The organism is Paracoccus zhejiangensis, from assembly GCF_002847445.1.
GTDB lineage: Bacteria > Pseudomonadota > Alphaproteobacteria > Rhodobacterales > Rhodobacteraceae > Paracoccus > Paracoccus zhejiangensis.
In genome coordinates, this window is the sequence record NZ_CP025430.1 from 71,884 (window position 1) to 94,393 (window position 22,510).

General features: G+C 64.9%; 22 protein-coding genes. 17 read left to right on the forward strand and 5 right to left on the reverse strand.

Features of this window, described 5'->3' with window-relative positions; translation table 11 throughout:
- Positions 1 to 21: 21 nt before the first annotated feature.
- The 11 genes from CX676_RS00365 (at position 22) to trmB (ending at position 11,525) form a co-directional block, all read left to right on the forward strand.
- A complete protein-coding gene (locus CX676_RS00365) occupies positions 22 to 444 on the forward strand; it encodes a carboxymuconolactone decarboxylase family protein (protein WP_101750845.1) in 423 nt (140 codons plus the stop codon).
- On the forward strand, positions 441 to 1,043 hold the full coding sequence (locus tag CX676_RS00370) for an NADH-quinone oxidoreductase subunit J (RefSeq protein ID WP_101750846.1): 603 nt from the start codon (positions 441 to 443) through the stop codon (positions 1,041 to 1,043). The genes CX676_RS00365 and CX676_RS00370 overlap by 4 nt, the downstream gene beginning before the upstream one ends.
- Positions 1,044 to 1,105: 62 nt before the next feature.
- On the forward strand, positions 1,106 to 1,411 hold the full coding sequence (gene nuoK, locus CX676_RS00375) for an NADH-quinone oxidoreductase subunit NuoK (protein WP_101750847.1): 306 nt from the start codon (positions 1,106 to 1,108) through the stop codon (positions 1,409 to 1,411).
- Between the two features lie 4 nt (positions 1,412 to 1,415).
- Positions 1,416 to 3,623 (forward strand): NADH-quinone oxidoreductase subunit L, encoded by a 2,208-nt coding sequence (nuoL, locus tag CX676_RS00380; protein ID WP_101750848.1) that lies wholly within the window; start codon positions 1,416 to 1,418, stop codon positions 3,621 to 3,623.
- Position 3,624: 1 nt separating this feature from the next.
- The gene (locus tag CX676_RS00385; protein WP_101750849.1) at positions 3,625 to 5,196 is read left to right on the forward strand and encodes an NADH-quinone oxidoreductase subunit M; all 1,572 of its coding nucleotides are present in this window, start codon (positions 3,625 to 3,627) and stop codon (positions 5,194 to 5,196) included.
- Positions 5,197 to 5,206: 10 nt separating this feature from the next.
- Positions 5,207 to 6,688, forward strand: coding sequence for an NADH-quinone oxidoreductase subunit NuoN (gene nuoN, locus CX676_RS00390; RefSeq protein WP_101754041.1), 1,482 nt, complete (start codon positions 5,207 to 5,209; stop codon positions 6,686 to 6,688).
- Positions 6,681 to 7,454: a biotin--[acetyl-CoA-carboxylase] ligase gene (locus CX676_RS00395; protein ID WP_232816539.1), complete on the forward strand. Its 774-nt coding sequence runs from the start codon at positions 6,681 to 6,683 to the stop codon at positions 7,452 to 7,454. Before nuoN ends, CX676_RS00395 begins: the two co-directional genes overlap by 8 nt.
- 6 nt (positions 7,455 to 7,460) lie before the next feature.
- Positions 7,461 to 8,240, forward strand: coding sequence for a type III pantothenate kinase (locus CX676_RS00400; RefSeq protein WP_101750851.1), 780 nt, complete (start codon positions 7,461 to 7,463; stop codon positions 8,238 to 8,240).
- Positions 8,233 to 9,909, forward strand: coding sequence for a ribonuclease J (locus tag CX676_RS00405; protein WP_101750852.1), 1,677 nt, complete (start codon positions 8,233 to 8,235; stop codon positions 9,907 to 9,909). Before CX676_RS00400 ends, CX676_RS00405 begins: the two co-directional genes overlap by 8 nt.
- Positions 9,910 to 9,933: 24 nt before the next feature.
- The gene (locus CX676_RS00410) at positions 9,934 to 10,761 is read left to right on the forward strand and encodes a hypothetical protein (RefSeq protein WP_157935806.1); all 828 of its coding nucleotides are present in this window, start codon (positions 9,934 to 9,936) and stop codon (positions 10,759 to 10,761) included.
- 47 nt (positions 10,762 to 10,808) lie between these two features.
- The gene (trmB, locus tag CX676_RS00415; RefSeq protein ID WP_101750854.1) at positions 10,809 to 11,525 is read left to right on the forward strand and encodes a tRNA (guanosine(46)-N7)-methyltransferase TrmB; all 717 of its coding nucleotides are present in this window, start codon (positions 10,809 to 10,811) and stop codon (positions 11,523 to 11,525) included.
- A gap of 12 nt (positions 11,526 to 11,537) precedes the next feature.
- Here trmB and glmS read toward each other — a convergent pair whose 3' ends face one another.
- Together glmS and glmU are read right to left on the reverse strand one after the other, a co-directional pair.
- On the reverse strand, positions 11,538 to 13,355 hold the full coding sequence (gene glmS, locus CX676_RS00420) for a glutamine--fructose-6-phosphate transaminase (isomerizing) (RefSeq protein WP_101750855.1): 1,818 nt from the start codon (positions 13,353 to 13,355) through the stop codon (positions 11,538 to 11,540).
- Position 13,356: 1 nt separating this feature from the next.
- Positions 13,357 to 14,700, reverse strand: coding sequence for a bifunctional UDP-N-acetylglucosamine diphosphorylase/glucosamine-1-phosphate N-acetyltransferase GlmU (gene glmU / locus CX676_RS00425; RefSeq protein ID WP_101750856.1), 1,344 nt, complete (start codon positions 14,698 to 14,700; stop codon positions 13,357 to 13,359).
- Between the two features lie 104 nt (positions 14,701 to 14,804).
- Between glmU and CX676_RS00430 the strand changes: the two genes are divergently transcribed.
- A complete protein-coding gene (locus CX676_RS00430; RefSeq protein WP_101750857.1) occupies positions 14,805 to 15,479 on the forward strand; it encodes an HAD hydrolase-like protein in 675 nt (224 codons plus the stop codon).
- 141 nt (positions 15,480 to 15,620) lie between these two features.
- Here CX676_RS00430 and bfr read toward each other — a convergent pair whose 3' ends face one another.
- Positions 15,621 to 16,106, reverse strand: a complete 486-nt coding sequence (bfr, locus tag CX676_RS00435) for a bacterioferritin (protein ID WP_101750858.1) — start codon at positions 16,104 to 16,106, stop codon at positions 15,621 to 15,623.
- Entirely contained in the window at positions 16,054 to 16,347 is a 294-nt protein-coding gene (locus CX676_RS00440) for a (2Fe-2S)-binding protein (protein WP_101750859.1), read from the reverse strand. Before CX676_RS00440 ends, bfr begins: the two co-directional genes overlap by 53 nt.
- 132 nt (positions 16,348 to 16,479) lie before the next feature.
- On the opposite strand from CX676_RS00440, the gene queA reads away from it, so the two are divergent.
- The 4 genes from queA to lpdA all read left to right on the forward strand — a co-directional run bounded on the left by queA (position 16,480) and on the right by lpdA (position 21,044).
- Complete coding sequence (gene queA / locus CX676_RS00445; RefSeq protein WP_101750860.1) at positions 16,480 to 17,526, forward strand: tRNA preQ1(34) S-adenosylmethionine ribosyltransferase-isomerase QueA; 1,047 nt, start codon at positions 16,480 to 16,482, stop codon at positions 17,524 to 17,526.
- 85 nt (positions 17,527 to 17,611) lie between these two features.
- Positions 17,612 to 18,925, forward strand: coding sequence for an MFS transporter (locus tag CX676_RS00450; protein WP_101750861.1), 1,314 nt, complete (start codon positions 17,612 to 17,614; stop codon positions 18,923 to 18,925).
- Positions 18,926 to 19,024: 99 nt separating this feature from the next.
- A complete protein-coding gene (locus CX676_RS00455; protein ID WP_101750862.1) occupies positions 19,025 to 19,600 on the forward strand; it encodes a DUF924 family protein in 576 nt (191 codons plus the stop codon).
- A gap of 49 nt (positions 19,601 to 19,649) precedes the next feature.
- Entirely contained in the window at positions 19,650 to 21,044 is a 1,395-nt protein-coding gene (gene lpdA / locus CX676_RS00460; protein ID WP_101750863.1) for a dihydrolipoyl dehydrogenase, read from the forward strand.
- Between the two features lie 155 nt (positions 21,045 to 21,199).
- On the opposite strand, the gene CX676_RS00465 is transcribed toward lpdA, so the two are convergent.
- Positions 21,200 to 21,598 carry a hypothetical protein gene (locus CX676_RS00465; RefSeq protein ID WP_101750864.1) on the reverse strand — a complete coding sequence of 133 codons (399 nt, stop codon included), beginning with the start codon at positions 21,596 to 21,598 and terminating at the stop codon, positions 21,200 to 21,202.
- Between the two features lie 199 nt (positions 21,599 to 21,797).
- Between CX676_RS00465 and CX676_RS00470 the strand changes: the two genes are divergently transcribed.
- Entirely contained in the window at positions 21,798 to 22,502 is a 705-nt protein-coding gene (locus CX676_RS00470) for a Crp/Fnr family transcriptional regulator (protein ID WP_101750865.1), read from the forward strand.
- The last annotated feature ends 8 nt before the right edge of the window (positions 22,503 to 22,510 follow it).

Sequence of the window (22,510 nt, forward strand, 5' to 3'; positions counted from 1 at the left end):
CGCATATCACGAGGGCCACGCATGAACGACGGCTTCCAGAAACTGTTCCAGCAGATGCTCGAATCCGGGCAGGAGATGGCGCGCGCCTTCAATCCGGCGCTGGAGAAGGTCGATACCAAGGCCTTCGAGAAGCTGATCCCGACCATGTCCTCGGACATGCTGGAAATGTGGTTCGGCAAGACCTTCAACCGCGACGGGCTTGACGCGCGGACGCGGCTGCTGGTGACGGTGGCGGCGATGACCGTGCAGGGCGCCCATGCCGAGCCGCAGTTGCGCATGACCATCCGTCATGCGCTCGAGGCCGGCGCAACCCGGCGCGAGATCGCCGAGGTGATCTATCAGATGGGCATGTTCGGCGGCATCCCGGCGATGCAGAAGGCCCTGGACGTGGCGCAAAGCGTGTTCGCGGAAACGGACAAGGGCGCAGAGGACGACAAGCTATGATGACATTCGCATTCTACCTGTTCGCGGTCAGCGCCTGCATTGCCGGCCTGATGGTCGTGACCGCCCGCAACCCGGTGCATTCGGTGCTGTGGCTGATCCTCGCCTTCCTCTCGGCCTCGGGCCTCTTCGTGCTTCAGGGCGCGGAATTCGTCGCCATGCTGCTGATCATCGTCTATGTCGGCGCGGTGGCGGTGCTGTTCCTCTTCGTCGTCATGATGCTGGACGTGGATTTCGCGGAACTCCGCGGCGAGTTTGCCCGCTACCTGCCGCTTGGCGGCCTGATCGCGCTGATCCTTCTGGCGCAGCTGGCCATCGGCTTCGGCGCCTGGCAATCGGCCGATCAGGCCGAGGCGCTGCGCACCGCCCCGATCTTGGCCGAGACGCTGAACACCCATGCCATCGGCGCCATCCTTTACGACCGCTACCTGCTGCCGTTCCAGCTGGCCGGGCTGATCCTGCTGGTCGCCATGATCGGCGCCATCGTGCTGACCCTGCGCCACCGCCGCGACATCAAGCGCCAGGACGTGCTGGAACAGATGTGGCGCGACCCGGCCAAGACGCTGGAACTGCGTGACGTGAAACCGGGGCAGGGGCTGTAAGCACAGCCCGCCCGTTCGAAAAGACAAGACTTACCGGCAATAGCCCGGAGGGACATGAGACGATGATAAGCTTGACACATTACCTTGTCGTGGGGGCGATCCTGTTCGTCACCGGCGTGTTCGGTATCTTCGTGAACCGAAAGAACGTCATCGTCATCCTGATGTCGATCGAGTTGATGCTTCTGGCGGTGAACGTGAACTTTGTCGCGTTCTCCTCGCATCTGGGCGATCTGGCGGGGCAGGTCTTCACCATGTTCATCCTGACCGTGGCCGCGGCTGAGGCCGCCATCGGCCTCGCGATCCTGGTGGTGTTCTTCCGCAACCGCGGCACCATCGAGGTCGAAGACGTCAACGTGATGAAGGGCTGAGATCATGACGAGTATCATCCTCTTTGCCCCGCTTCTGGCCGCGATCATCGCCGGCTTTGGCTGGCGCATCATCGGCGAGACCGCCGCGCAATACCTGACCACGGGCGTCTTGTTCCTCGCCTGTCTGCTCAGCTGGATCGTCTTCCTGAGCTTCGACGGCACCACCTACATGGTGCCGGTGATGGACTGGGTTGTCTCGGGCGATTTCGTCAGCCAATGGGCCATCCGCGTCGACCGGCTGACCGCGATCATGCTGATCGTCGTCACCACCGTCTCGGCGCTCGTGCACATGTATTCGATCGGCTACATGGCCCATGACGACAACTGGACCCATCACGAGCATTACAAGGCGCGCTTCTTCGCCTATCTGTCGTTCTTCACCTTCGCCATGCTGATGCTGGTGACGGCCGACAACCTCCTCCAGATGTTCTTTGGCTGGGAAGGCGTGGGTGTCGCCTCCTACCTGCTGATCGGCTTCTATTATCGCAAGCCCTCGGCCAATGCCGCCGCCATGAAGGCCTTCATCGTCAACCGCGTCGGTGACTTCGGCTTCCTGCTGGGCATCTTCGGCATCTACTGGCTGACCGGCTCGATCCAGTTCGACGCGATCTTCGCTGCCGTCCCGGAGCTGGCGCAGATGGACATGCATTTCCTCTGGCGCGACTGGAATGCCGCGAACCTGCTGGCCGTCCTGCTGTTCATCGGCGCGATGGGTAAATCGGCGCAGCTGTTCCTGCACACCTGGCTGCCGGACGCGATGGAAGGCCCGACGCCTGTTTCCGCGCTGATCCACGCCGCGACCATGGTGACGGCGGGGGTGTTCCTCGTCTGCCGCATGTCGCCGCTGTTCGAGTTCGCGCCCGAGGCCAAGATGTTCGTGGCCGTCGTGGGTGCCACCACCGCCTTCTTCGCCGCGACCGTGGGCCTGGTGCAGAACGACATCAAGCGCGTCATCGCCTATTCGACCTGTTCGCAGCTGGGCTACATGTTCGTGGCCGCCGGCGTCGGCGTCTATTCAGTGGCGATGTTCCACCTGTTCACGCACGCCTTCTTCAAGGCCATGCTGTTCCTCGGCGCCGGCTCGGTCATCCATGCGATGCATCACGAGCAGGACATGCGGAACTATGGCGGCTTGCGGAAGAAGATCCCGCTGACCTTCTACGCCATGCTGATCGGCACGCTGGCCATCACCGGCGTCGGCATCCCGCTGACCACCATCGGCTTTGCCGGCTTCCTGTCCAAGGACGCGGTGATCGAAAGCGCCTTTGCCGGCAACAGCTATGCCTTCTGGCTGTTGGTCGCGGCGGCGGCGATGACCAGCTTCTACAGCTGGCGGCTGATGTTCATGACCTTCTGGGGCAAGCCGCGCGGCGATCACCATGCGCATGACCACGCCCATGAATCGCCCCCGGTGATGACCATTCCGCTTGGCGTCCTGGCCGCCGGCGCGATTTTTGCCGGGATGATCTGGTATCAGCCCTTCTTCGGCAGCCATGACCGGGTGAACCAGTTCTTCGGCATCCACCATGCCGAGGTGGCCGTCGAAGCCGGTGCCGAGGCCGGACATGGCGAGGCTGCGCCTGCTGACGCTGGCCACACCGAGGCCGCCGCACCTGCCGAGGGTGAGGGCGAGGCCCATGCCGCCGCCGATACCGCCGCGCCCGCCGAGGGCGAACATGCCGCTGAGCCTGCCGCTGCGGCAGAGGGCGAGGGCGATCATGGCGGCGTGGTGACCGTTGCTGCCGATGAAACCCCGGCTGCCATGGGCGGGGCGATCTACATGGCGCCCTATAACCACGTCATGGACGAGGCCCACCATTCGCCCAAATGGGTGAAGGTCTCGCCCTTCATCGCCATGCTGGGCGGTCTTCTGCTGGCCTGGATCTTCTACATCCGCAGCCCGGAAACGCCGGGACGTCTGGCCGCAGCGCAACCGGCGCTGTACCAGTTCCTGCTGAACAAGTGGTATTTCGACGAGATTTACGAGGTGATCTTCGTGCGTCCGGCGAAATGGCTGGGCCAGCAGCTGTGGACGGGCGGCGACGGGCGGGTTATCGACGGCGCGATCAACGGGGTGGCGATGGGTCTGATCCCGCGGCTGACCCGTTTCGCCGGCCGGCTGCAATCCGGCTATCTGTTCCACTATGCCTTCGCGATGGTTCTGGGCATCGTTGGGCTTCTGATCTGGGTGATGATGCGGGGCGCGCACTGATATGACGAACCTTCTTTCCATCATCACCTTCCTGCCGATCGTGGCCGCCGCCATCATGGCGATGTTTCTGCGCGGCGACGACGCGGCGGCGCAGACCAATGCCAAGTGGCTGGCGCTGATCGCGACCACGGCGACCTTCCTGATCTCGCTTTTCGTGCTGGCGGGCTTCGACCCGGCCGATACCGGCTTCCAGTTCGTCGAGGATCACCCCTGGATCATGGGGCTGCGCTACAAGATGGGCGTGGACGGGATCTCGATCCTGTTCGTGCTCTTGACCACCTTCCTGATGCCGCTGACCATCCTGTCGACCTGGGACGTGAAGACCCGGGTCAAGGAATACATGATCGCCTTCCTGGTGCTGGAAGGGCTGATGATCGGCGTCTTCACCGCGCTGGACCTGATCCTGTTCTACCTCTTCTTCGAGGCCGGGCTGATCCCGATGTTCCTGATCATCGGCATCTGGGGCGGGGCCAACCGCATCTATGCGGCCTTCAAGTTCTTCCTCTATACCTTCCTCGGCTCGGTGCTGATGCTCGTTGCGATGATCGTGATGTATCGCGCCGCCGGAACCACCGATATCGAGCAACTGCTGCAGTTCGACTTCTCCTCGGACCCGCTGCACTTCCTTGGCTGGACCATCATCGGCGGTACCCAGACCCTGCTGTTCCTCGCCTTCTTCGCCAGCTTCGCGGTGAAGATGCCGATGTGGCCGGTCCACACCTGGTTGCCGGACGCCCACGTTCAGGCGCCCACGGCGGGCTCGGTCGTGCTGGCCGCGGTGCTGCTCAAGATGGGCGGCTATGGCTTCCTGCGCTTCTCGCTGCCGATGTTCCCGGTCGCATCGGACATCTTCCAGCCGGTGGTCTTCTGGATGTCGGCCATCGCCATCGTCTATACCTCGCTGGTGGCGCTGGCGCAGACCGACATGAAGAAGCTGATCGCCTATAGCTCGGTCGCCCATATGGGCTATGTGACCATGGGCGTCTTTGCGGCGAACCAGCCGGGCATCGACGGCGCCATCTTCCAGATGCTGTCGCACGGCTTCATCTCGGGCGCCCTCTTCCTTTGCGTTGGCGTCATCTATGACCGGATGCACACGCGCGAGATTGACGCCTATGGCGGCCTGGTGAACCGGATGCCGGTCTATGCGCTGGTCTTCATGTTCTTCACCCTCGCCAATGTCGGCCTGCCGGGCACCTCGGGCTTCGTCGGTGAATTCCTGACGCTCCTGGGCACCTTCAAGGCCAATACCGTCGTGGCCTTCGTCGCCGCGACCGGGGTGATCCTGTCGGCCGGCTATGCGCTCTGGCTCTATCGCCGGGTGACGCTGGGGGCGCTGATCAAGGAAAGCCTCAAGACGATCACCGACATGACCCCGCGCGAGAAGTGGATCTTTGCGCCGCTGATCGCGATGACCCTGCTCTTGGGCGTCTATCCGCGGCTGGTGACCGATATCACCGGACCCTCCGTCGCAGCCTTGCTGCAGGACGTGCACCAGTCCGTCCCCGAAAAGAACGACCTTGCCCCGCGCAACGTGGTCGCCGATGCCGGCGCCGCGGAAGCCGGCCACTGAGGAGAGCCAGATGACCGCGCTCGATTTCTCGACCATCCTGCCCGAGTTCCTGCTGGCGACCTATGCCATGCTGGCGCTGCTGGCCGGGGCCTATTTCGGCAAGGACGCGATTGCCCGCCCGATCCTGTGGATCACCGTGGCGGCGCTGCTTCTGACCGGGCTTTACATCGGCTTTGCCGACCGCCCGGACCAAAGCGCCTTCCACGCCATGTTCATCGATGATGGCTTTGCCCGCTTCGCCAAGGTGACCGTGCTTCTCTCGGCCGCCATCGTGCTGGCGATGAGCGCGGATTACCTGACCCGGCACGGGCTGATGCGCTTCGAATTCCCGATCCTGATCGTGCTCGCTGCCGTCGGCATGTGCATCATGGTCTCGGCCGGCGACTTGCTGTCGCTCTACATGGGACTCGAACTGCAGTCGCTGTCGCTCTACGTCGTGGCCGCCATGCGCCGCGAAAGCGCGAAATCCTCGGAAGCCGGGCTGAAGTATTTCGTCCTCGGCGCGCTGTCCTCGGGCCTGCTGCTTTACGGCGCCTCGCTGGTCTATGGCTTTGCCGGCACCACCAGCTTCGAGGGCATCATCACCACCGTCCATGCGGGCGAGCTGAGCATCGGCCTCTTGTTCGGTCTGGTGTTCCTGCTGGTCGGTCTGGCCTTTAAGGTCAGCGCCGTGCCCTTCCACATGTGGACACCCGATGTTTACGAGGGCTCGCCCACGCCGGTCACCGCCTTCTTCGCCACCGCGCCCAAGGTTGCGGCCATGGCGCTGATCGCGCGGCTGCTGTTCGGCGCCTTCGGTACCGTGCCCGATGACTGGGGCCAGATCCTTGCGGCGCTGGCGATCCTGTCGATGTTCCTCGGGTCGATCGCCGGCATCGGCCAGACCAACATCAAGCGCCTGATGGCCTATTCCTCGATCGCGCATATGGGCTTTGCCCTCGTTGGCCTCGCCGCCGGCACCGATCTGGGCGTCAGCGCCATGCTGCAATACATGGCGATCTATGCGGTGATGAACGTCGGCGCCTTCGCCTTCATCCTTTCGATGGAGCGCGATGGCCGCCCGGTCACCGATCTGCAGAGCCTGAACCGCTTTGCCAGCGCCGAGCCGCTGAAGGCCTTCGCCATGCTGATCCTGATGTTCAGCCTTGCCGGCGTGCCGCCGCTGCTGGGCTTCTTTGCCAAGTTCGGCGTGCTGAATGCCGCCGTGCAGGCGGGCATGGGCTGGCTGGCGGTGGCGGGTGTCATCGCCTCGGTGATCGGTGCCTTCTATTACCTGCGCATCGTCTACTACATGTATTTCGGCGCCGAGACCGACGGCATCGAAAGCCGGATGAGCCTCGTCCAGAATGCGGCGCTGGTCATCTCGGCCGGGATCGTGCTGGTCGGTGCGGCCAACATGTTCGGCGTGGACGAGGCCGCCGCGCAGGCGGCGCGCGGATTGATCGAGCCGGAGGCCGCGCAAGCCGCCGCCGAGCCCGCCGCCGTTGACTGAGCGCGCGGGCGCAGCCTGGCCCGAGGGCGTGGCGCGGCATGTTCTGGGCCGCGTCGACAGCACCAATGCCGAGGCACAGCGCTTGGCCGGGCAACTCTCTGGCCCGACCTGGATCATGGCCCGGCAGCAGACCGCCGGGCGCGGACGGCGCGGTCGCGACTGGTCGACCGGCGCGGGCAATTTCGCCGCCTCGCTGCTGCTGCGCCCGCAAGGCGGACCGGCGCAGGTGGCCAAGCTCTCCTTCGTCGCGGCGCTGGCGCTGGACGAGGCGCTGACCGCCGTCTGCGGACCCTTCGCCCGGATCGCCATCAAATGGCCGAATGACGTGCTGCTGAACGGCGGCAAGGTCGCTGGCATCCTTCTGGAAAGCATCGGCAGCGGGCAGGGCGTCGACGCACTGGCCATTGGCATCGGCGTCAACCTGGCCGAGGCCCCGCATCCAGACAGCGTCGAGCCGGGGGCGATGGCCCCGGTCTCGGTTCTGGCCGAGACCGGCCATGCGGTCACGCAGGATGATTTCCTCGATCTCTTGGCCCCGTCCTTCGACCACTGGCTGCGGCAGATGCAGACCTATGGCTTCGATCCGATCCGCACCGCATGGCTCGCCCGCGCGGCGAAGCTGGGCGAGACCATCACCGCCCGCACCGGCCGCGACAGTTGGACCGGGCGCTTTGACGGCATCGACGAGACCGGGGCGCTGATCCTGCAGACCGCCGAGGGGCAGAAGATCATCCCTGCCGCCGACGTCTTTTTCGAGGGAGGCTGAGGGACCATGCTGCTCTGCATCGACACCGGCAACACCAACAGCGTGTTCTCGATCTGGGACGGCAAGGAGTTCCTGTCGCATTGGCGCATCTCGACCGATCACCGGCGCACGGCGGATGAATATTTCGTCTGGCTGCAGACGATGATCTCGCTCAGGCATTTCGACCTCGACATCGACGCCTGCATCATCTCGACCACCGCGCCGCGCGTGCTGTTCAACCTGCGCGTCCTCTGCAACCGCTATTTCAACACCCGCCCTCTGGTCGTCGGCCGCCCCGAATGCCTGCTGCCGGTCGCCCCGCGCGTCGATCCGGGCACCAAGGTCGGCCCCGACCGTCTGGCTAATGTCGTCGCGGCCTTTGATCGGCATGGCGGCAATTCGGTGGTGGTCGATTTCGGCACCGCCACCAATTTCGACGTGGTGGATGTGGATGGCGCCTATGTCGGCGGCGTCATCGCGCCGGGGGTGAACCTGTCGCTCGAGGCGCTGCACATGGCGGCGGCGGCGCTGCCGCATGTCGATGTCACCATGCCCGAGAAGGTCATTGGCACGAATACGGTTGCCTGCATCCAGTCGGGCATCTACTGGGGCTATATCGGCCTGATCGAGGGCCTGATCAAACGCATCCGGGCCGAACGCGACATGGCGATGAAGGTCATCGGCACAGGCGGATTGGCGCCGCTGTTCGATCAGGGCTTTGACCTCTTCGATGCCATCGAAGAGGATCTGACGGTTCACGGGCTGCGGCTCATCTATGATTATAACAAGGAGGCGGGAAATGTCTGATCGCCTGATTTATCTGCCGCTCGGCGGCGCGGGCGAAATCGGCATGAACGCCTATGTCTATGGCTATGGCGCGCCCGGCAAGGAACGGCTGATCCTCGTCGACCTCGGCGTGACCTTCGGCGACATGGACACCTCGCCCGGCATCGACCTGATCATGCCGGACATGCGCTGGCTGGTCGAGAACAAGCACCGGCTGGAAGCCATCTTCATCACCCACGGGCACGAGGACCATATCGGCGCCGTGGGTTACCTGTGGGAGCGCCTTGGCGTGCCCATCTATGCCCGCCAGTTCACCGGAACGCTGTGCCGGCTGAAGCTCGAGGAGGCCGGGCAGCCCGCCGATACCGTGCGCATCACCGGCGCCCGGCCCGAGGTGACGCAGGTCGGCCCCTTCACCGTGCAATTCGTGCCAATCAGCCATTCGATCCCGGAAAGCGCCGCGCTGATCATCGACACCCCGGCGGGGCGGATCGTGCATACCGGCGATTTCAAGCTGGATGGCACCCCGGTCGTGGGCGATGCCTTCGACCCGGTGCTGTGGCACCAGATCGCCAACGAGGGGCAGGGGGTCAAGGTGCTGACCTGCGACTCGACCAATATCTTCTCGCCCCATCCCGGCCGCTCGGAAGCCCTGCTGGCCAACCCGATCCTCGACTGGGTGATGGCGCAGAAGGGCATGGTCGTTGCCACCACCTTCGCCAGCAACATCGCCCGGCTGAAGACGCTGGCCGAGGCCGGCACCGCCGCCGGCCGCAAGGTCTGTCTGCTGGGTCGTGCCATGCGCCGCATGGTCTCGGTCGGCATGGAGACCGGCATCCTGACCGATTTCCCCGACACGATCGGCCCGGAAGAGGCGACCAACCTGCCGCGCAACAAGGTGATGCTGATCGTCACCGGCAGCCAGGGCGAACGCCGCGCCGCCTCGGCGCAGCTGTCGCGGGGCCGCTATCTGGGCCTGTCGCTGTCCGATGGCGACAGCTTCCTGTTCAGCTCGAAGACCATTCCGGGCAACAATCGCAGCGTCATCCGCATCATGAACCAGCTGAGCGAGCTGGGCGTCGATGTCTATGACGACAGTGACGGCACCTATCACGTCTCGGGCCATGCCAACCGCCCGGACATCGAGGCGGTGCATGACCTGTTGAAGCCGCAGATCGTGGTGCCGATGCATGGCGAGCACATGCATCTGCGCGAGCATATGATGATCGCGCAAAGCAAGGGCTCGGCCTCGATCATCGCCACCGATGGCACCATGCTGGACCTGACCGGCGACCGGCCGAAGATTGTCGACCAGATCGAGACCGGCCGCGTCTATCTGGATGGCACCCAGCTGATCGGCGCGATGGATGGCGTTGTCCGCGACCGCATCCGCATGGCGCTGAACGGTCATGCGCTGGTCAGCGTGATCGTCGACGAAGAGGACAATGTCCTGCCCGATGCCTGGGTCGAGCTGATGGGCCTCTCCGAGCGCACCCGCAATGGCGAGGATCTGTCGAGCCATATCGAGGGTGAACTGGCCGAGTTCCTCGAGGGCGCCGATGACCGCACCGTCCGCGACGATGGCAAGATGGACGAGGCGATCCGCAAGATCACCCGTCAGGTCGCCATGGAAGAGATCGGCAAGAAGCCCGAGGTCACGGTGATCATCAGCCGGCTGATGGCCGACTGATTTGGGAACCCTGCGCGGCAGGCGGTGGTTGATCCCCGCCAGCCGCGCAAGAATGTTGCCATGACATTTATCCTTTCTGCCTGTCTGTTCGTGGTGATGCTGGCCCAAGGCCTGACGCTGCGGCCTGCCGATCTGTCCGTGCCGCCTCACGATCGGGGGCTTTTGTGGCTATCACTGGCGCTGCGCTATGTGTTGACGCCGATCCTCGCGCTTGTCGCCGGCTTCATCTTTGGGCTGGATCTGAACGGTCATCACGCAACCGGATTAACGCTGGCGGCGTTCGCGGTGCCTTCGGTCGCGGTTTTGCCCTTGGTGGCGGTGGGCGGCGCGGCGCTGCCTCAGGCCGTGTTTCTGACAGCCATCGGCTCTGCGGTCGGTCTGATCCTGTTGCCCCTAGTCCTCTGGCTGACCTTTACACCCGCCGATCTTGGTATGCTGTTTTGGCCGTGGCTGATCTATGCCGTGATCCCTTTTGCGGCCGGGTTGGGGCTGCGGTCGCTCGGCTTCAACGGCGGGCGCTGGCTTCCGATCATTTCCTCGGCCGCCATCGGCGTGATCTATCTCATCGCATTGATCAAGGGCTGGGGACCGGGCATCTGGGCGGTGATGCAGGCCTGTCTTTTCCTCGCCATCGCGCTGGTCACGATTGCGCTTCTGCTCGGCCGCAGACTGGCGCTGCCGGATGACCAGACCGCAACGCTGACCTTTACCACCCTTTTGCCGATGGCCGCCCTGCCGATCGGCCTGACCACATGGGCAGATCCGCAGCTTTGGCCGCCGATGGCGATATGGGGGATACTGGCCTATCTGGGCGCGGGCCTGCTGATCATCCTGCGCCTGCGCCGACGCTGATCCCAGCCCCTTGACCCCGGCTCGCCATCGGGGCAAAGCGCTGCCCCATGAGCGATGAACCCAAATCCGGCTTTGATCCGAACCCTCCCCGGCGCAACTTCTATGGCCGTCGTCATGGCAAGACCCTGCGGCAGAGCCAGAAGGGCTATCTCAGCGAGGATCTGGGCGAGCTGCGCCCGCGCGGCATCACCGTTCAGGACAATCCCGAGCGCAACCGCATCGATCCCGCCGCGATCTTCGGCGATGACCGGCCGCTGTGGCTGGAGGTCGGCTTTGGCGGCGGCGAGCACATGGTCCACATGGCCGCGACCTATCCGGACATCGGCATCATCGGCTGCGAGCCCTTCATCAATGGCGTTGCCATGCTGTTGGGCAAGATCCGTGCCGCAGGTGTGGAGAATGTCAGCGTCCATCCCGGCGATGCGCGCGACCTCATGGACGTGCTACCCGATGCCAGCATCGAGCGCGCCTTCCTGATGTATCCCGACCCCTGGCCCAAGGCCCGCCACCACCGCCGCCGCTTCGTGACGCCCGAGCACCTGATCCCATTAGCCCGCGTCATGCGCCCCGGTGGCATCTTCCGCGTGGCGACCGACATCCCCGATTACGTCCGCCAGACGCTGGAGGAGGTGCCGGGTGCGGGCTTTGATCTGGTCAGTGAGACGCCTGTCGCGTGGGACGACTGGATCAGCACCCGCTATGAACAGAAGGCCCTGCGCGAGGGCCGGGTGCCGCATTACGTGACGTTTCGACGGCAGGGATAGGCGCCTCGCGCCTTACTCCACCGTCACCGATTTTGCCAGGTTGCGCGGTTGGTCGACATCCGTGCCCTTGGCGACTGCCGTGTGATAGGCCAGATATTGCATCGGCACGGCATAGAGGATCGCCTCGAACAGCCCGCCGCCCGTCGGCATGGTCAGCCCGGCGCGGATGCCGTCACCGGCCTCGGCGATGCCCTCTGCATCCGAGATCAGCAGCACCTGTCCGTGGCGGGCCATGACCTCCTGCATGTTCGAGATGGTCTTTTCGAACAGCGCATCGCGCGGCGCCACGACGACCACCGGGACATTGCGGTCGATCAGGGCAATGGGGCCGTGCTTCAGCTCGCCCGAGGCATAGCCCTCGGCGTGGATATAGCTCAGCTCCTTCAGCTTCAGCGCGCCCTCCAGCGCCACGGGATAAAGCGCACCTCGGCCGAGATAGAGCACGTCCTGCGCCTCGGCCAACCAGTCGGCCAAGGCCCGGCAGTCGTCGCTGACGGCCAGTGCCTGATTGAGCAGGCCGGGGATGGCGCGCAGATCCTCGATATGGCGCGCGGCCTCCGCCTCGCTCAGCCGTCCGCGGTCCTGTGCGGCCTTGATCGCCAGCACGGCCAGCACCGCCAATTGGCAGGTGAAGGCCTTGGACGAGGCGACGCAGACCTCGATCCCGGCCAGCGTCGGCAGGGCAATGTCGGTCTCGCGCGCGATGGCCGAGGTGCCCACGTTCACCACGCCGACGGTCTTGGCGACCTTGTCTTGTGCATAATGCAGCGCCGCCAGCGTGTCGGCGGTCTCGCCCGACTGGCTGATGAAGATGCCCCAGCTTTTCTCGGACAGGGGCGGCTCGCGATAGCGGAATTCCGAGGCCACATCCAGGTCGCAGGGCAGGCCGGCCAGACGCTCGAACCAGTATTTCGCCACGTAGCCCGCGAGGAAGGCGGTGCCGCAGCCAACAAGCGTCAGCCGGTCGACGCCGCGGAAATCCAGCGCCTCGGGCAGCACAATCCGGCCGTTCTTGATGTAATGGTTCAGCACGTCACCCAGCACGGCGGGCTGTTCGGCGATCTCCTTGGCCATGAAATGGCGATAGCCGCCCTTGTCGATGGCGGTGGCGCCGACATCGATGCGGGACATGTCGCGATTGGCCCGGCGGCCCTCGGCGTCGAAGATCTCGACCCCGCCGCGGTTCAGTACCGCATGATCGCCATCCTCGAGATAGGTGATCTTGTCGGTAAAGGGCGACAGCGCCACGGCATCGGAGCCCACGAACATCTCGCCCTCGCCATGGCCGATGGCCAGCGGGCTGCCCTTGCGCGCGGCGACCATCAGGTCACCCTCGCCCTCGAAGATAAAGGCCAGCGCGAAGGCACCGTTGAGCCGCGCCAGCGTGGCCCGCGCCGCCTCGACCGGCGACATGCCACGGGTCATGTGAAGCCCGGTCAGCAGCGCCACGGTCTCGGTATCGGTCTCGGATTCCGGGCGGATGCCGGCGGCGATCAGTTCCTCGCGCAGCTCGCGGAAATTCTCGATGATGCCGTTATGGACCACGGCGACGGGGCCGTATTTGTGCGGATGGGCGTTGGCTTCGGTCGCGGCGCCATGGGTGGCCCACCTTGTATGGCCGATGCCGGAATGGCCGGGCAGGGGGGCATGGACCAGCCGGTCGCTCAGGTTGATCAGCTTGCCCACGGCGCGGCGGCGGTCCAGCCGGCCCGAGGCGTCGATGGTGGCGATGCCGGCGCTGTCGTAACCGCGATATTCCAGCCGCTTCAGCGCCTCGACCAGCTGCGGGCCGACCTCGTGGCTGCCCAGGATCCCGATGATGCCGCACATGTCAGCGTGCCTCCTTCTTTTTCCGAAGCGCAGCCATCAACCGCGTGGCAAGGCCCGGCTTGTTCGATTGCGGCGCCCGGCCGATGGCCAGCGCCTCGTCCGGCACGTCCTGGGTGATGACGCTGCCCGAGCCGGTCATCGCCCGCGCGCCGACGCGCACCGGCGCCACCAGCATGGTGTCGCTGCCGATGAAGGCATTGGCGCCGATCTCGGTCCGGTGCTTCAGCACGCCGTCGTAATTGCAGGTGACGGTGCCCGCCCCAATATTGGCGAATTCGCCGACATGGGCGTCGCCCAGATAGGTCAGGTGGCCGACCTTCACGCCCTCATCCAGAACCGAGTTCTTGATCTCGACGAAATTACCGACATGCACATCGCCGCCCAGTTCCGCCCCCGGGCGCAGCCGGGCGAAGGGGCCGACGGTCGCGCCGGTGGCGATATGGCAGCCTTCCAGATGGCAGAAGGGCAGGATTTCCGCCCCGCTCTCGATGGTCACGCCGGGGCCGAAGACCACGTTCTGGCCGATGATCGCATCGCGACCGATGGCGGTGTCCAGTGCGAACCAGACGGTCGCCGGATCGCTGAGGGTGACGCCGTTCTCCAGCGCCTCGGCGCGGGCGCGGGCCTGAAAGGCGGCCTCGGCAGCGGCCAGTTCCGCCCGGGTGTTGATGCCAAGCGTCTCGGATTCGTCGCAGGTGACCACATCGGCGCGATGGCCGGCGGCGCGGGCCAGTTCGACCAGGTCGGTCAGGTAATACTCGCCCGCGGCGTTGTCCCGGCCCAGCTTGCCGATCAGCTGGCGCAGCAGCCCGGCATCCAGCGCCATGACCCCGGAATTGACCAGCGCAATGGCGCGGGTGGCGGCATCGGCATCCTTGAACTCGACGATCCGCTGCAAGCCCTGATCATTGACCACCAGCCGGCCATAGCGGCCCGGATCGGCGGCCTCGAAACCCAACACCACCACGCCCGAGGGATGCTCGGCCAGCTTTTCCAGCGTCTCGGCGCTGATGAAGGGGGTGTCGCCGTAAAGCACGATCACCTTGCCCTCGAACCCCTCCAGCGCCGGCATGGCCTGCTGCACCGCATGGCCGGTGCCCAGCTGTTCGGCCTGCAGCGCGATGACCGCCTCAGGCTCCAGCTTGGCCACCGCCTTCTTCACCAGGTCCGCGCCATGTCCCGCAACAACCACCACACGCTCGGGCTCGAGGCTGCTGCCTGAGGCCAGTGCATGTCCAACCAGCGGCACGCCGCCAAGACGGTGCATGACCTTGGGCAGATCCGATTGCATCCGGCTGCCCTGTCCGGCAGCCAGAACGATCAGCGCGACGGGTTTTTGCGTCATGGGGGGCCTGTGCGTTTGTCTTTCCTTGCGTCGCGTTCTAACCAAGCCCCGCAACAGGCGAAAGTCCCCGCCCGTTCAAACATCTTTGCGGAAGGTTACAGCCCATGGCAGGAACGGTTGTCTTTGATCTGGATGGCACGCTGGCCGATACCTCGGCCGATCTCATCGCCGCCGCCAATGCCTGCTTTCAGGCGCGGGGCCTGGGCGATCTCTTGGACCCGGTCGCCGATCAGCTGATCGCATTTCATGGCGGACGGGCGATGCTGCGGGCGGGCTATGCGCGCATTCCCGCCGACCGGCTGCTGCCGCCGGGCGCGGAGGAACAGGATTATCCGCTGCTGCTTGACCATTACGCCGCGAACATCGCCCGCCACACCCGGCTTTATCCCGGCGTCGAGCCGGCGCTGGAGGCGCTGAAAGAGCAGGGTCATCTGCTCGCCGTCTGCACCAACAAGCCGCAGGGACTGGCCGAGGCGCTGCTCCGCGAACTGGGCGTGCGCGAGACCTTCGCCAGCCTGATCGGCGCTGATACGCTACCGGTGAGGAAACCCGATCCGCGCCCTTATCGCGCCGCAGTCGAGGCGGCGGGGGGCGAGGTCGCGGCCTCGTTCTTGCTGGGTGATACCGAGACCGACCGCAAGACGGCGGCAGCCGCAGGGGTGCGGGTGGCCCTGGTCAGCTTTGGCCCCGAGGGTCCGGGCATCGACCGGCTGCGCCCGGATGCGCTGCTGCACCATTTCGACGACCTGCCGGCGCTGGCGCAGGGCTGGCTTGGCTAAGAAAAAAGGGGCACTGCCCCCTCGGCGCCTCCGCGCCTCACCCCCGGGATATTTGCCTGAAGCAGAAGCCGGCTTCTCTTTCGCTTAAATATACGCGGGGAGTCCGGCCCCGAAGGGCCGGACGGGGCGGCAACCTCCGCCTTATTCGGCCTCGTTCGCGGGCTTGGCGTTCAGGAGGCCATAGCGCTCGGCGCCGATGGTGTCATGCAGCTGGATCTGGGTCTCGAGGAAGTCGATATGGCCTTCCTCATCCGAGATCAGATCTTCGAACAGCGCCTTGCTGACATAGTCGCCGACCTTCTCGCAATGATCGCGCGCCTCGATATAGAGGGTGCGGGCATCATGCTCGCCGGCCAGATCGGCCTCGAGCGTTTCCTTGAGGTTCTGGCCGATGCGCAGCGGGTCGAGTTTCTGCAGGTTGGGGTGGCCTTCAAGGAAGATGATCCGCTGGATCAGCCGATCGGCGTGGTTCATTTCCTCGATCGATTCGGCGCGGGACTTGTCGGCGATACGCCCGTAACCCCAGTCTTCCTGCAGCCGGTAATGCAGCCAGTACTGGCTGACGGCGGTCAGTTCAGACCGTAGCGCGGCGTTGAGATAGTCGATAACCTTTGCGTCGCCCTTCATCTGGCGTCCCTCCGCTGGTGATAGCACGTCCCCGCAGGATCGGCGGGGCTACGCCAAAGCTATCGCAATGACGCATGGTGTCCAGCAAGAGTGGCATGCAACCGCCACAATCGGCACGTTTTCCAAGGGCGTGGTAGATCTTGCCCGGGGTGATGATGGTGTCGGGGTCCGAGGCACGCATCCAGTCGACCGCGTTGCGGATGTCGTTGTCGGTGATTCCGGTGCAGTGACAGACGATCATGGCGGGCTCCTGTTGCTGTGAGACTTAGCGTATTTGTCGGGAAAGTAAAGACCAACCCATTCTGTAGGTATTAAACGAGACCCCGCGCGTCAGGCTTGACGGTGCAGGGCGGGCGGCGCAGAAGCGCGTGCCATGAAACTCAGCGATTTCGATTTCGATCTGCCCGAAGGCCTGATCGCCACCAGACCCGCCCGCCCGCGCTCGTCCGCGCGGCTGCTGCTGGCCGAAGGTGGGGCAATGGCCGACCGCCATGTCTTTGATCTGCCAAGCATCCTGCGGCCCGGCGATCTCTTGGTGCTCAACGATACCAAGGTCATTCCCGCTCGCCTGACCGGTAGCCGCACCCGCCAGACCGGGCAGGGCGAGGTCACGGCGAAGATCGAGGTAACGTTGCTGGAGCCCGCCGCCGATGGCTGGCGCGCGCTGGCGAAACCCCTGCGCAAGCTGCGCGCGGGCGAGGTGATCCGCTTTGGCGAGGCGCTGTCGGCCGAGGTGGCCGAGATCGGCGAGGCGGAATTGCGGCTGCGATTCGATGCCACGGGCGACGCCTTCGACGCGGCGCTTGGGCAGGTCGGCGCGATGCCGCTGCCGCCCTATATCGCGGCGCAGCGCGCGCCCGATGCGCAGGATCATCAGGATTACCAGACGGTCTGGGCCGCGCGGCAGGGCGCCGTGGCCGCCCCCACCGCCAGCCTGCATTTCGATGAGGATCTGCTCAAGGCGCTGGCAGCGCGCGGCGTCGGCTTTACCCATGTGACCCTGCATGTCGGCGCCGGCACCTTCCTGCCGGTGAAGGTCGAGGACGTGACCACCCATCGGATGCATGCCGAATGGGGCGAGGTCAGCCCCGAAGCCGCCGCCGCCATTACCGCCGCCAAGGCCGAGGGCCGGCGGGTGATCCCGGTCGGCACCACTGCACTGCGGCTGATCGAATCCGCCGCCGTGGCCGATGGCCGGGTCGAGCCGTTCCGGCAGACCACCGACATCTTCATCTATCCCGGCCATCACTTCCGGGTGACCGACGGGCTGATGACCAATTTCCATCTGCCCAAATCGACCCTGCTGATGCTGGTCTCGGCCCTGATGGGGGCGGAAAAGATCAAGGAAATCTATGCCCATGCGGTCAATGAGCGGTATAGGTTCTTCAGCTATGGCGATGCGTCGCTGCTGATTCCCTAGGGTCGCTTTCGGGCTGGCAACGGCCTGCCGGCGGGGCTAGGGCAGGCGCATAGCCCCCTTGATGATCGACTGACGGAATCGCGACATGGCATCGGTGATGCGCTCTACCTGGCCCCTGCTTCTGGGGATGCTTCTGCTTATGGTCGGAAACGGCATGCAGGGCACGCTTCTGGGTATTCGCGGCGGCATCGAGGGCATTCCGACCTTCGAGATGTCGGTGGTCATCGCCGCCTATTATGTCGGCTTCCTGCTGGGCAGCCTGATGGTGCCCGACATGATCAAGAATGTGGGCCATGTCCGGGTCTTTGCCGCGCTGGGGTCCACCATTTCGGCGATCCTCGTGCTTTATGCACTCGCGCCGCAATGGATGGTCTGGTCGGTGCTGCGCTTTGCCATCGGCTTCTGCTTCTGCGGTGTCTACGTCACCGCCGAAAGCTGGCTGAACGCGGGCTCGACAAACGAGAACCGCGGCCGGGCGCTGTCGGCTTACATGATCATGCAGATGCTGGGCATCGTGATCGCGCAGGGCCTGCTGAACTTCGGCGATCCGTCCGGGTTCCTCCTCTTCGCGCTGCCCTCGATTCTCGTGTCGCTGGCCTTCATGCCGATCCTTTTGTCGACGCAGCCGGCACCGAAATTCGAAACCATCCAGCGCATGTCCTTCGCCCGGCTCTACCGCGCCTCGCCATTGGGCTGCGTCGGTATCTTCCTGATGGGCGGGGTCTTCTCGGCGCTGTCGGGCATGGCCTCGGTCTGGGGCAGCGCCAAGGGGCTGTCCGTGGCCGAGATCGCCTCCTTCGTGGCGGCGATCTATGTTGGCGGGCTGGCGCTGCAATACCCGATCGGCTGGATTTCGGACCGCACCGACCGCCGCAAGCTGGTCCTCATCATGTCGGCCATCGGCGCGCTGGTGACGTTGGTGACGGTGCTGGTGCAACCCAGCTTCGTCGGGCTGATGGTGGTGGGCGCGATCATGGGCGGGCTCGCCAACCCGATCTATGCGCTGCTTCTGGCCTATACCAACGACTACCTGGACCAGGCCGATATGGCCGCCGCTTCGGCGGGCCTGTTGTTCATCTATGGCATTGGCTCGATGGGCGGCCCGGTCATCACCGGCTGGATGATGGGGCTGGTCGGGCCGGATGGCTACTGGATCTACATGGGCGTCCTGCTGGCACTGCTGGCGATCTATGGCGGCTGGCGGATGACCCGCCGCCGTGCGCTGAAGCCGGCCGAGCAGGGCAATTTCGCCGTCATCGCCCCGAACGCCACGGGCCTTGCGGTCGAAGCGGCGCTGGACGAGGCGCAATCCTCGGGCGACGAGGCGGGGGCTGGGGCGAAGGACGGCGATGCCTTGTTCGACGAGAGCGCCCAGAAAGTCAGGGATCTGCGGGACTGATCGCGGCTAGCGGCGCAAGGCCGACGCTCTCTGACCCCGCTTGTGTGCGCTAACAGGTTCTGCAATCATCGCCAGACAACCAGATCGCGAGGAGGCCGCATGTCCAGTCCCGACGAGATCAACCGTTTCTGGCTGGATGAGGTCGGGCCTGATGGCTGGTACCTTCAGGATGACGCGCTCGACCAGACCATCCGCGACCGCTTCCTGCCCACCTGGGAGCGCGCCGAGGAACTGGCCCCGGACTGGTGCGACACGCCCGAGGGCGCGCTGGCCATGCTGGTCCTGACCGACCAGTTCCCGCGCAATATGTTCCGAGGCGATGCCCGCAGCTTTGCCACCGATGCGCTGGCCCGCCAGATCGCCGACGCCGCCATCGCCCGCGGCTTCGACCTCGCCACGCCCGAGCCGCAGCGGCAGTTCTTCTACATGCCCTTCGAACATTCCGAGGCGCTGCACGATCAGGAACGCTGCATCGAGCTGTTCCGCGAGCGCATGCCCGGTGAGAGCCTGATGCATGCCAACCTGCACCGCGACACAATTGCAACCTTCGGGCGCTTTCCATGGCGGAATGATGCGCTGGGGCGCGACCATACGGAAGAAGAGGAAAAGGTCATGAATGCCGGCGGATATGGTGCGCTGAGCAGTGGAAAGCTGTCGCTTGCTGACCTTGGGTAAATTGTTTAACGCTGAACTACTTTTTGGATGACCGTCAGACGGGGAAGAGATCATGGCGCAGAACTTTGATGTGGTGGTGATTGGGGCAGGCCCCGGCGGTTATGTCGCGGCGATCCGTGCGGCGCAGCTGGGCCTCAAGGTCGCCTGCGTGGAGCGCGAGCATCTGGGCGGCATCTGCCTCAACTGGGGCTGCATCCCCACCAAGGCGCTGCTGCGCAGTGCAGAGGTCTTCCACCTGATGGAGCGCGCCAAGGATTTCGGCCTGACCGCCGACAAGATCGGCTATGACCTCGAGAAGGTCGTCGCCCGCTCGCGCGGCATCGCCAAGCAGCTGTCGGGCGGCATCGGCCATTTGTTCAAGAAGAACAAGGTTACCCCGATCATGGGCGAGGCCAAGCTGGTCGCCCCCGGCAAGATCACCGTCAAGACCGACAAGGGCGTGGAAGAGATCACCGCCAAGAACATCATCATCGCCACCGGCGCCCGCGCCCGCGAACTGCCGGGGCTCGAGCCCGATGGCAAACGCGTCTGGAACTACAAGGCCGCGCTGTTGCCGCCGCATATGCCCAAGAAACTGCTGGTCATCGGCTCGGGCGCCATCGGCATCGAATTCGCCAGCTTCTTCAACACCCTTGGCGCCGATACCACGGTGGTCGAGGTGATGGACCGCGTGCTTCCGGTCGAGGATGCCGAGATCTCGACCTTCGCCAAGAAGGCCTTCGTCAAGCAGGGCATGAAGATCATGGAGAAGGCGACCGTCAAGTCGCTGGACCGCAAGGCCGACAAGGTCATCGCCACCATCGAATCGGGCGGCAAGTCCGAGCAGATGGAGTTCGACACGGTCATTTCCGCCGTCGGCATCGTCGGCAACGTGGAGAACCTCGGGCTCGAGGATGTCGGCGTGAAGGTCGACCGCACCCATATCGTCACCGACGAATATTGCCGCACCGGCGTCCCGGGCCTCTATGCCATCGGCGACGTGGCCGGCGCGCCCTGGCTGGCGCACAAGGCCAGCCATGAAGGCGTGATGGTGGCCGAGTTGATCGCCGGCGGCCATCCCCACCCGATCAAGCCGGGCAGCATCGCCGGCTGCACCTATTGCAACCCGCAGGTGGCCTCGGTCGGCCTGACGGAAGCCAAGGCCAAGGAACTGGGCCACGAGGTCAAGGTCGGCCGCTTCCCCTTCATCGGCAATGGCAAGGCCATTGCGCTCGGTGAACCCGAGGGCCTGATCAAGACCGTCTTCGACGCCAAGACCGGCGAGCTTCTGGGCGCCCACATGGTCGGCGCCGAGGTGACCGAGCTGATCCAAGGCTACATCGTCGGCCGCACGCTGGAAACCACCGAGGCGGAACTGATGGAAACCGTCTTCCCGCACCCCACGCTCAGTGAGATGATGCACGAGGCGGTGCTGGATGCCTATGGGCGCGCGATCCACTTCTGAGGAAGTGTGGTTGGTGAGACAGGGACCGGCCTCGGGAGGGGCCGGTTTTTTCATGTTCGCAGCCGGGCACCTTCCCTTGCTCCTAGCCATGACTGCGGATGTCTGCGCGCGCTGCCGCGGTCGCTGGTAGCGTTATTCCATTGGATGATGAGCTATCAGGCCGCCAGCCGATGCGTCTCCGGAACGGTCTCGACGGCGTCTTGCGGCAGTGGCGGCGCCTCCGACGGCTGCGCCCGCGTCGGCGGGGCAACAGGAAGAATAGCCTTCGGTCGTTCTTCCATCGGCGTGCCATCGGCCAGGTAGCCGAGATCGTCAAGCAGGTGGCTCGAGACAGCGCCCAAACGTTCGAGCGAGGTGGGGAGCGCGGTTTCCTGGAAACGGTAGTCCCGCATCCGGCGCAGCCATCCCGGGCGGAGATGCCGCGCGATGTCCGCAAGCAGGTTGCCGGCGCGGCGCGTCCCGGACCGCTGGCGCGCGGCGTCCTGCGGTTCGTCAGGCGCGGCCAGTCCGGACAAGGCTTCGACGAGATAGCTCGCGGTGCTGATCGTGATCATGTCCGGGGTCCTTTGCTGAGGGTCGAGGGCGGCCGATTGCGAAAGCAGCGGTCCTCTATCCTCTGTGGCGGAAATTGCCGCCTCCCGCTGTTCCCTTGGGAACGTGCCATCAGAAAGACCTGTTGGGCGCGTAGAGCTTTGTCGCCACACTGCGTTGCGCTAGCATGAGGGCACGCTCAACTGGAAGGCAGGGCCAGGCATGACTGCGCCTGATGGCAAAAGCTCGGCGGATTTGCTGGCAGATTTTCCGCTGCTATCTGGCCTGCCCAAGGACGCGCGGGCGGCGCTGGCCGAGCGGATGCATATCCGGCACTGGTCAGCCGGAACGATCCTGTTTCAGCGCGGCGATCCCGGTGACCATCTGATCGCCGTCACCTCGGGGCTGATCAGGGTACAACTCACCACGCCACAGGGGCGCCAGGTGATCCTGCGCCAGTTCGAGACGGGCGATATCCTCGGAGAGATCGCCATCATCGACGGTGACCCGCGCTCGGCCGAGGCCGTGGCTGTCAGCGATGCCGCCGGATTGATCCTGCCGCGTGCGCATTTCCTGTCGGTCGCGCGGCGGATGCCCGTACTCTACGAAGTCTTGGCGCGCTACTTCTGTCGCCTGCTGCGTGACACCAATTTCCAGATCGAATCCATTGCGCTTTACGACCTGCAGGCGCGGTTGGTCCGGTTCCTGCTGTTCAGCCTCGAACAGCAGTCGGGGGGTGACACGCCCGCCTTCATGGAACTGCATCTGAAGGTCAACCAGACCGATCTTTCGGCCTTTCTCGGTGCCAGCAGGCCCAAGGTGAACCAGGCGATGCAGGCCCTGCTGGCCTTGGGCGTGGTGCAACGCAAGGGCGATGCGCTGATCTGCGATCTGGCCGGGCTGCGCGCACTGTCCGAGCCGGAGTGACGCGGGGT

What these genes read in the sequence shown, in the direction of transcription:
- CX676_RS00365 (WP_101750845.1), top strand. Translation starts at nt 22, where the DNA reads ATGAACGACGGCTTCCAGAAACTGTTCCAGCAGATGCTCGAATCCGGG.
- CX676_RS00370 (WP_101750846.1), top strand. Translation starts at nt 441, where the DNA reads ATGATGACATTCGCATTCTACCTGTTCGCGGTCAGCGCCTGCATTGCC.
- nuoK (WP_101750847.1), top strand. Translation starts at nt 1,106, where the DNA reads ATGATAAGCTTGACACATTACCTTGTCGTGGGGGCGATCCTGTTCGTC.
- nuoL (WP_101750848.1), top strand. Translation starts at nt 1,416, where the DNA reads ATGACGAGTATCATCCTCTTTGCCCCGCTTCTGGCCGCGATCATCGCC.
- CX676_RS00385 (WP_101750849.1), top strand. Translation starts at nt 3,625, where the DNA reads ATGACGAACCTTCTTTCCATCATCACCTTCCTGCCGATCGTGGCCGCC.
- nuoN (WP_101754041.1), top strand. Translation starts at nt 5,207, where the DNA reads ATGACCGCGCTCGATTTCTCGACCATCCTGCCCGAGTTCCTGCTGGCG.
- CX676_RS00400 (WP_101750851.1), top strand. Translation starts at nt 7,461, where the DNA reads ATGCTGCTCTGCATCGACACCGGCAACACCAACAGCGTGTTCTCGATC.
- CX676_RS00405 (WP_101750852.1), top strand. Translation starts at nt 8,233, where the DNA reads ATGTCTGATCGCCTGATTTATCTGCCGCTCGGCGGCGCGGGCGAAATC.
- trmB (WP_101750854.1), top strand. Translation starts at nt 10,809, where the DNA reads ATGAGCGATGAACCCAAATCCGGCTTTGATCCGAACCCTCCCCGGCGC.
- glmS (WP_101750855.1), bottom strand. Translation starts at nt 13,355, where the DNA reads ATGTGCGGCATCATCGGGATCCTGGGCAGCCACGAGGTCGGCCCGCAG.
- glmU (WP_101750856.1), bottom strand. Translation starts at nt 14,700, where the DNA reads ATGACGCAAAAACCCGTCGCGCTGATCGTTCTGGCTGCCGGACAGGGC.
- CX676_RS00430 (WP_101750857.1), top strand. Translation starts at nt 14,805, where the DNA reads ATGGCAGGAACGGTTGTCTTTGATCTGGATGGCACGCTGGCCGATACC.
- bfr (WP_101750858.1), bottom strand. Translation starts at nt 16,106, where the DNA reads ATGAAGGGCGACGCAAAGGTTATCGACTATCTCAACGCCGCGCTACGG.
- CX676_RS00440 (WP_101750859.1), bottom strand. Translation starts at nt 16,347, where the DNA reads ATGATCGTCTGTCACTGCACCGGAATCACCGACAACGACATCCGCAAC.
- queA (WP_101750860.1), top strand. Translation starts at nt 16,480, where the DNA reads ATGAAACTCAGCGATTTCGATTTCGATCTGCCCGAAGGCCTGATCGCC.
- CX676_RS00450 (WP_101750861.1), top strand. Translation starts at nt 17,612, where the DNA reads ATGGCATCGGTGATGCGCTCTACCTGGCCCCTGCTTCTGGGGATGCTT.
- CX676_RS00455 (WP_101750862.1), top strand. Translation starts at nt 19,025, where the DNA reads ATGTCCAGTCCCGACGAGATCAACCGTTTCTGGCTGGATGAGGTCGGG.
- CX676_RS00465 (WP_101750864.1), bottom strand. Translation starts at nt 21,598, where the DNA reads ATGATCACGATCAGCACCGCGAGCTATCTCGTCGAAGCCTTGTCCGGA.
- CX676_RS00470 (WP_101750865.1), top strand. Translation starts at nt 21,798, where the DNA reads ATGACTGCGCCTGATGGCAAAAGCTCGGCGGATTTGCTGGCAGATTTT.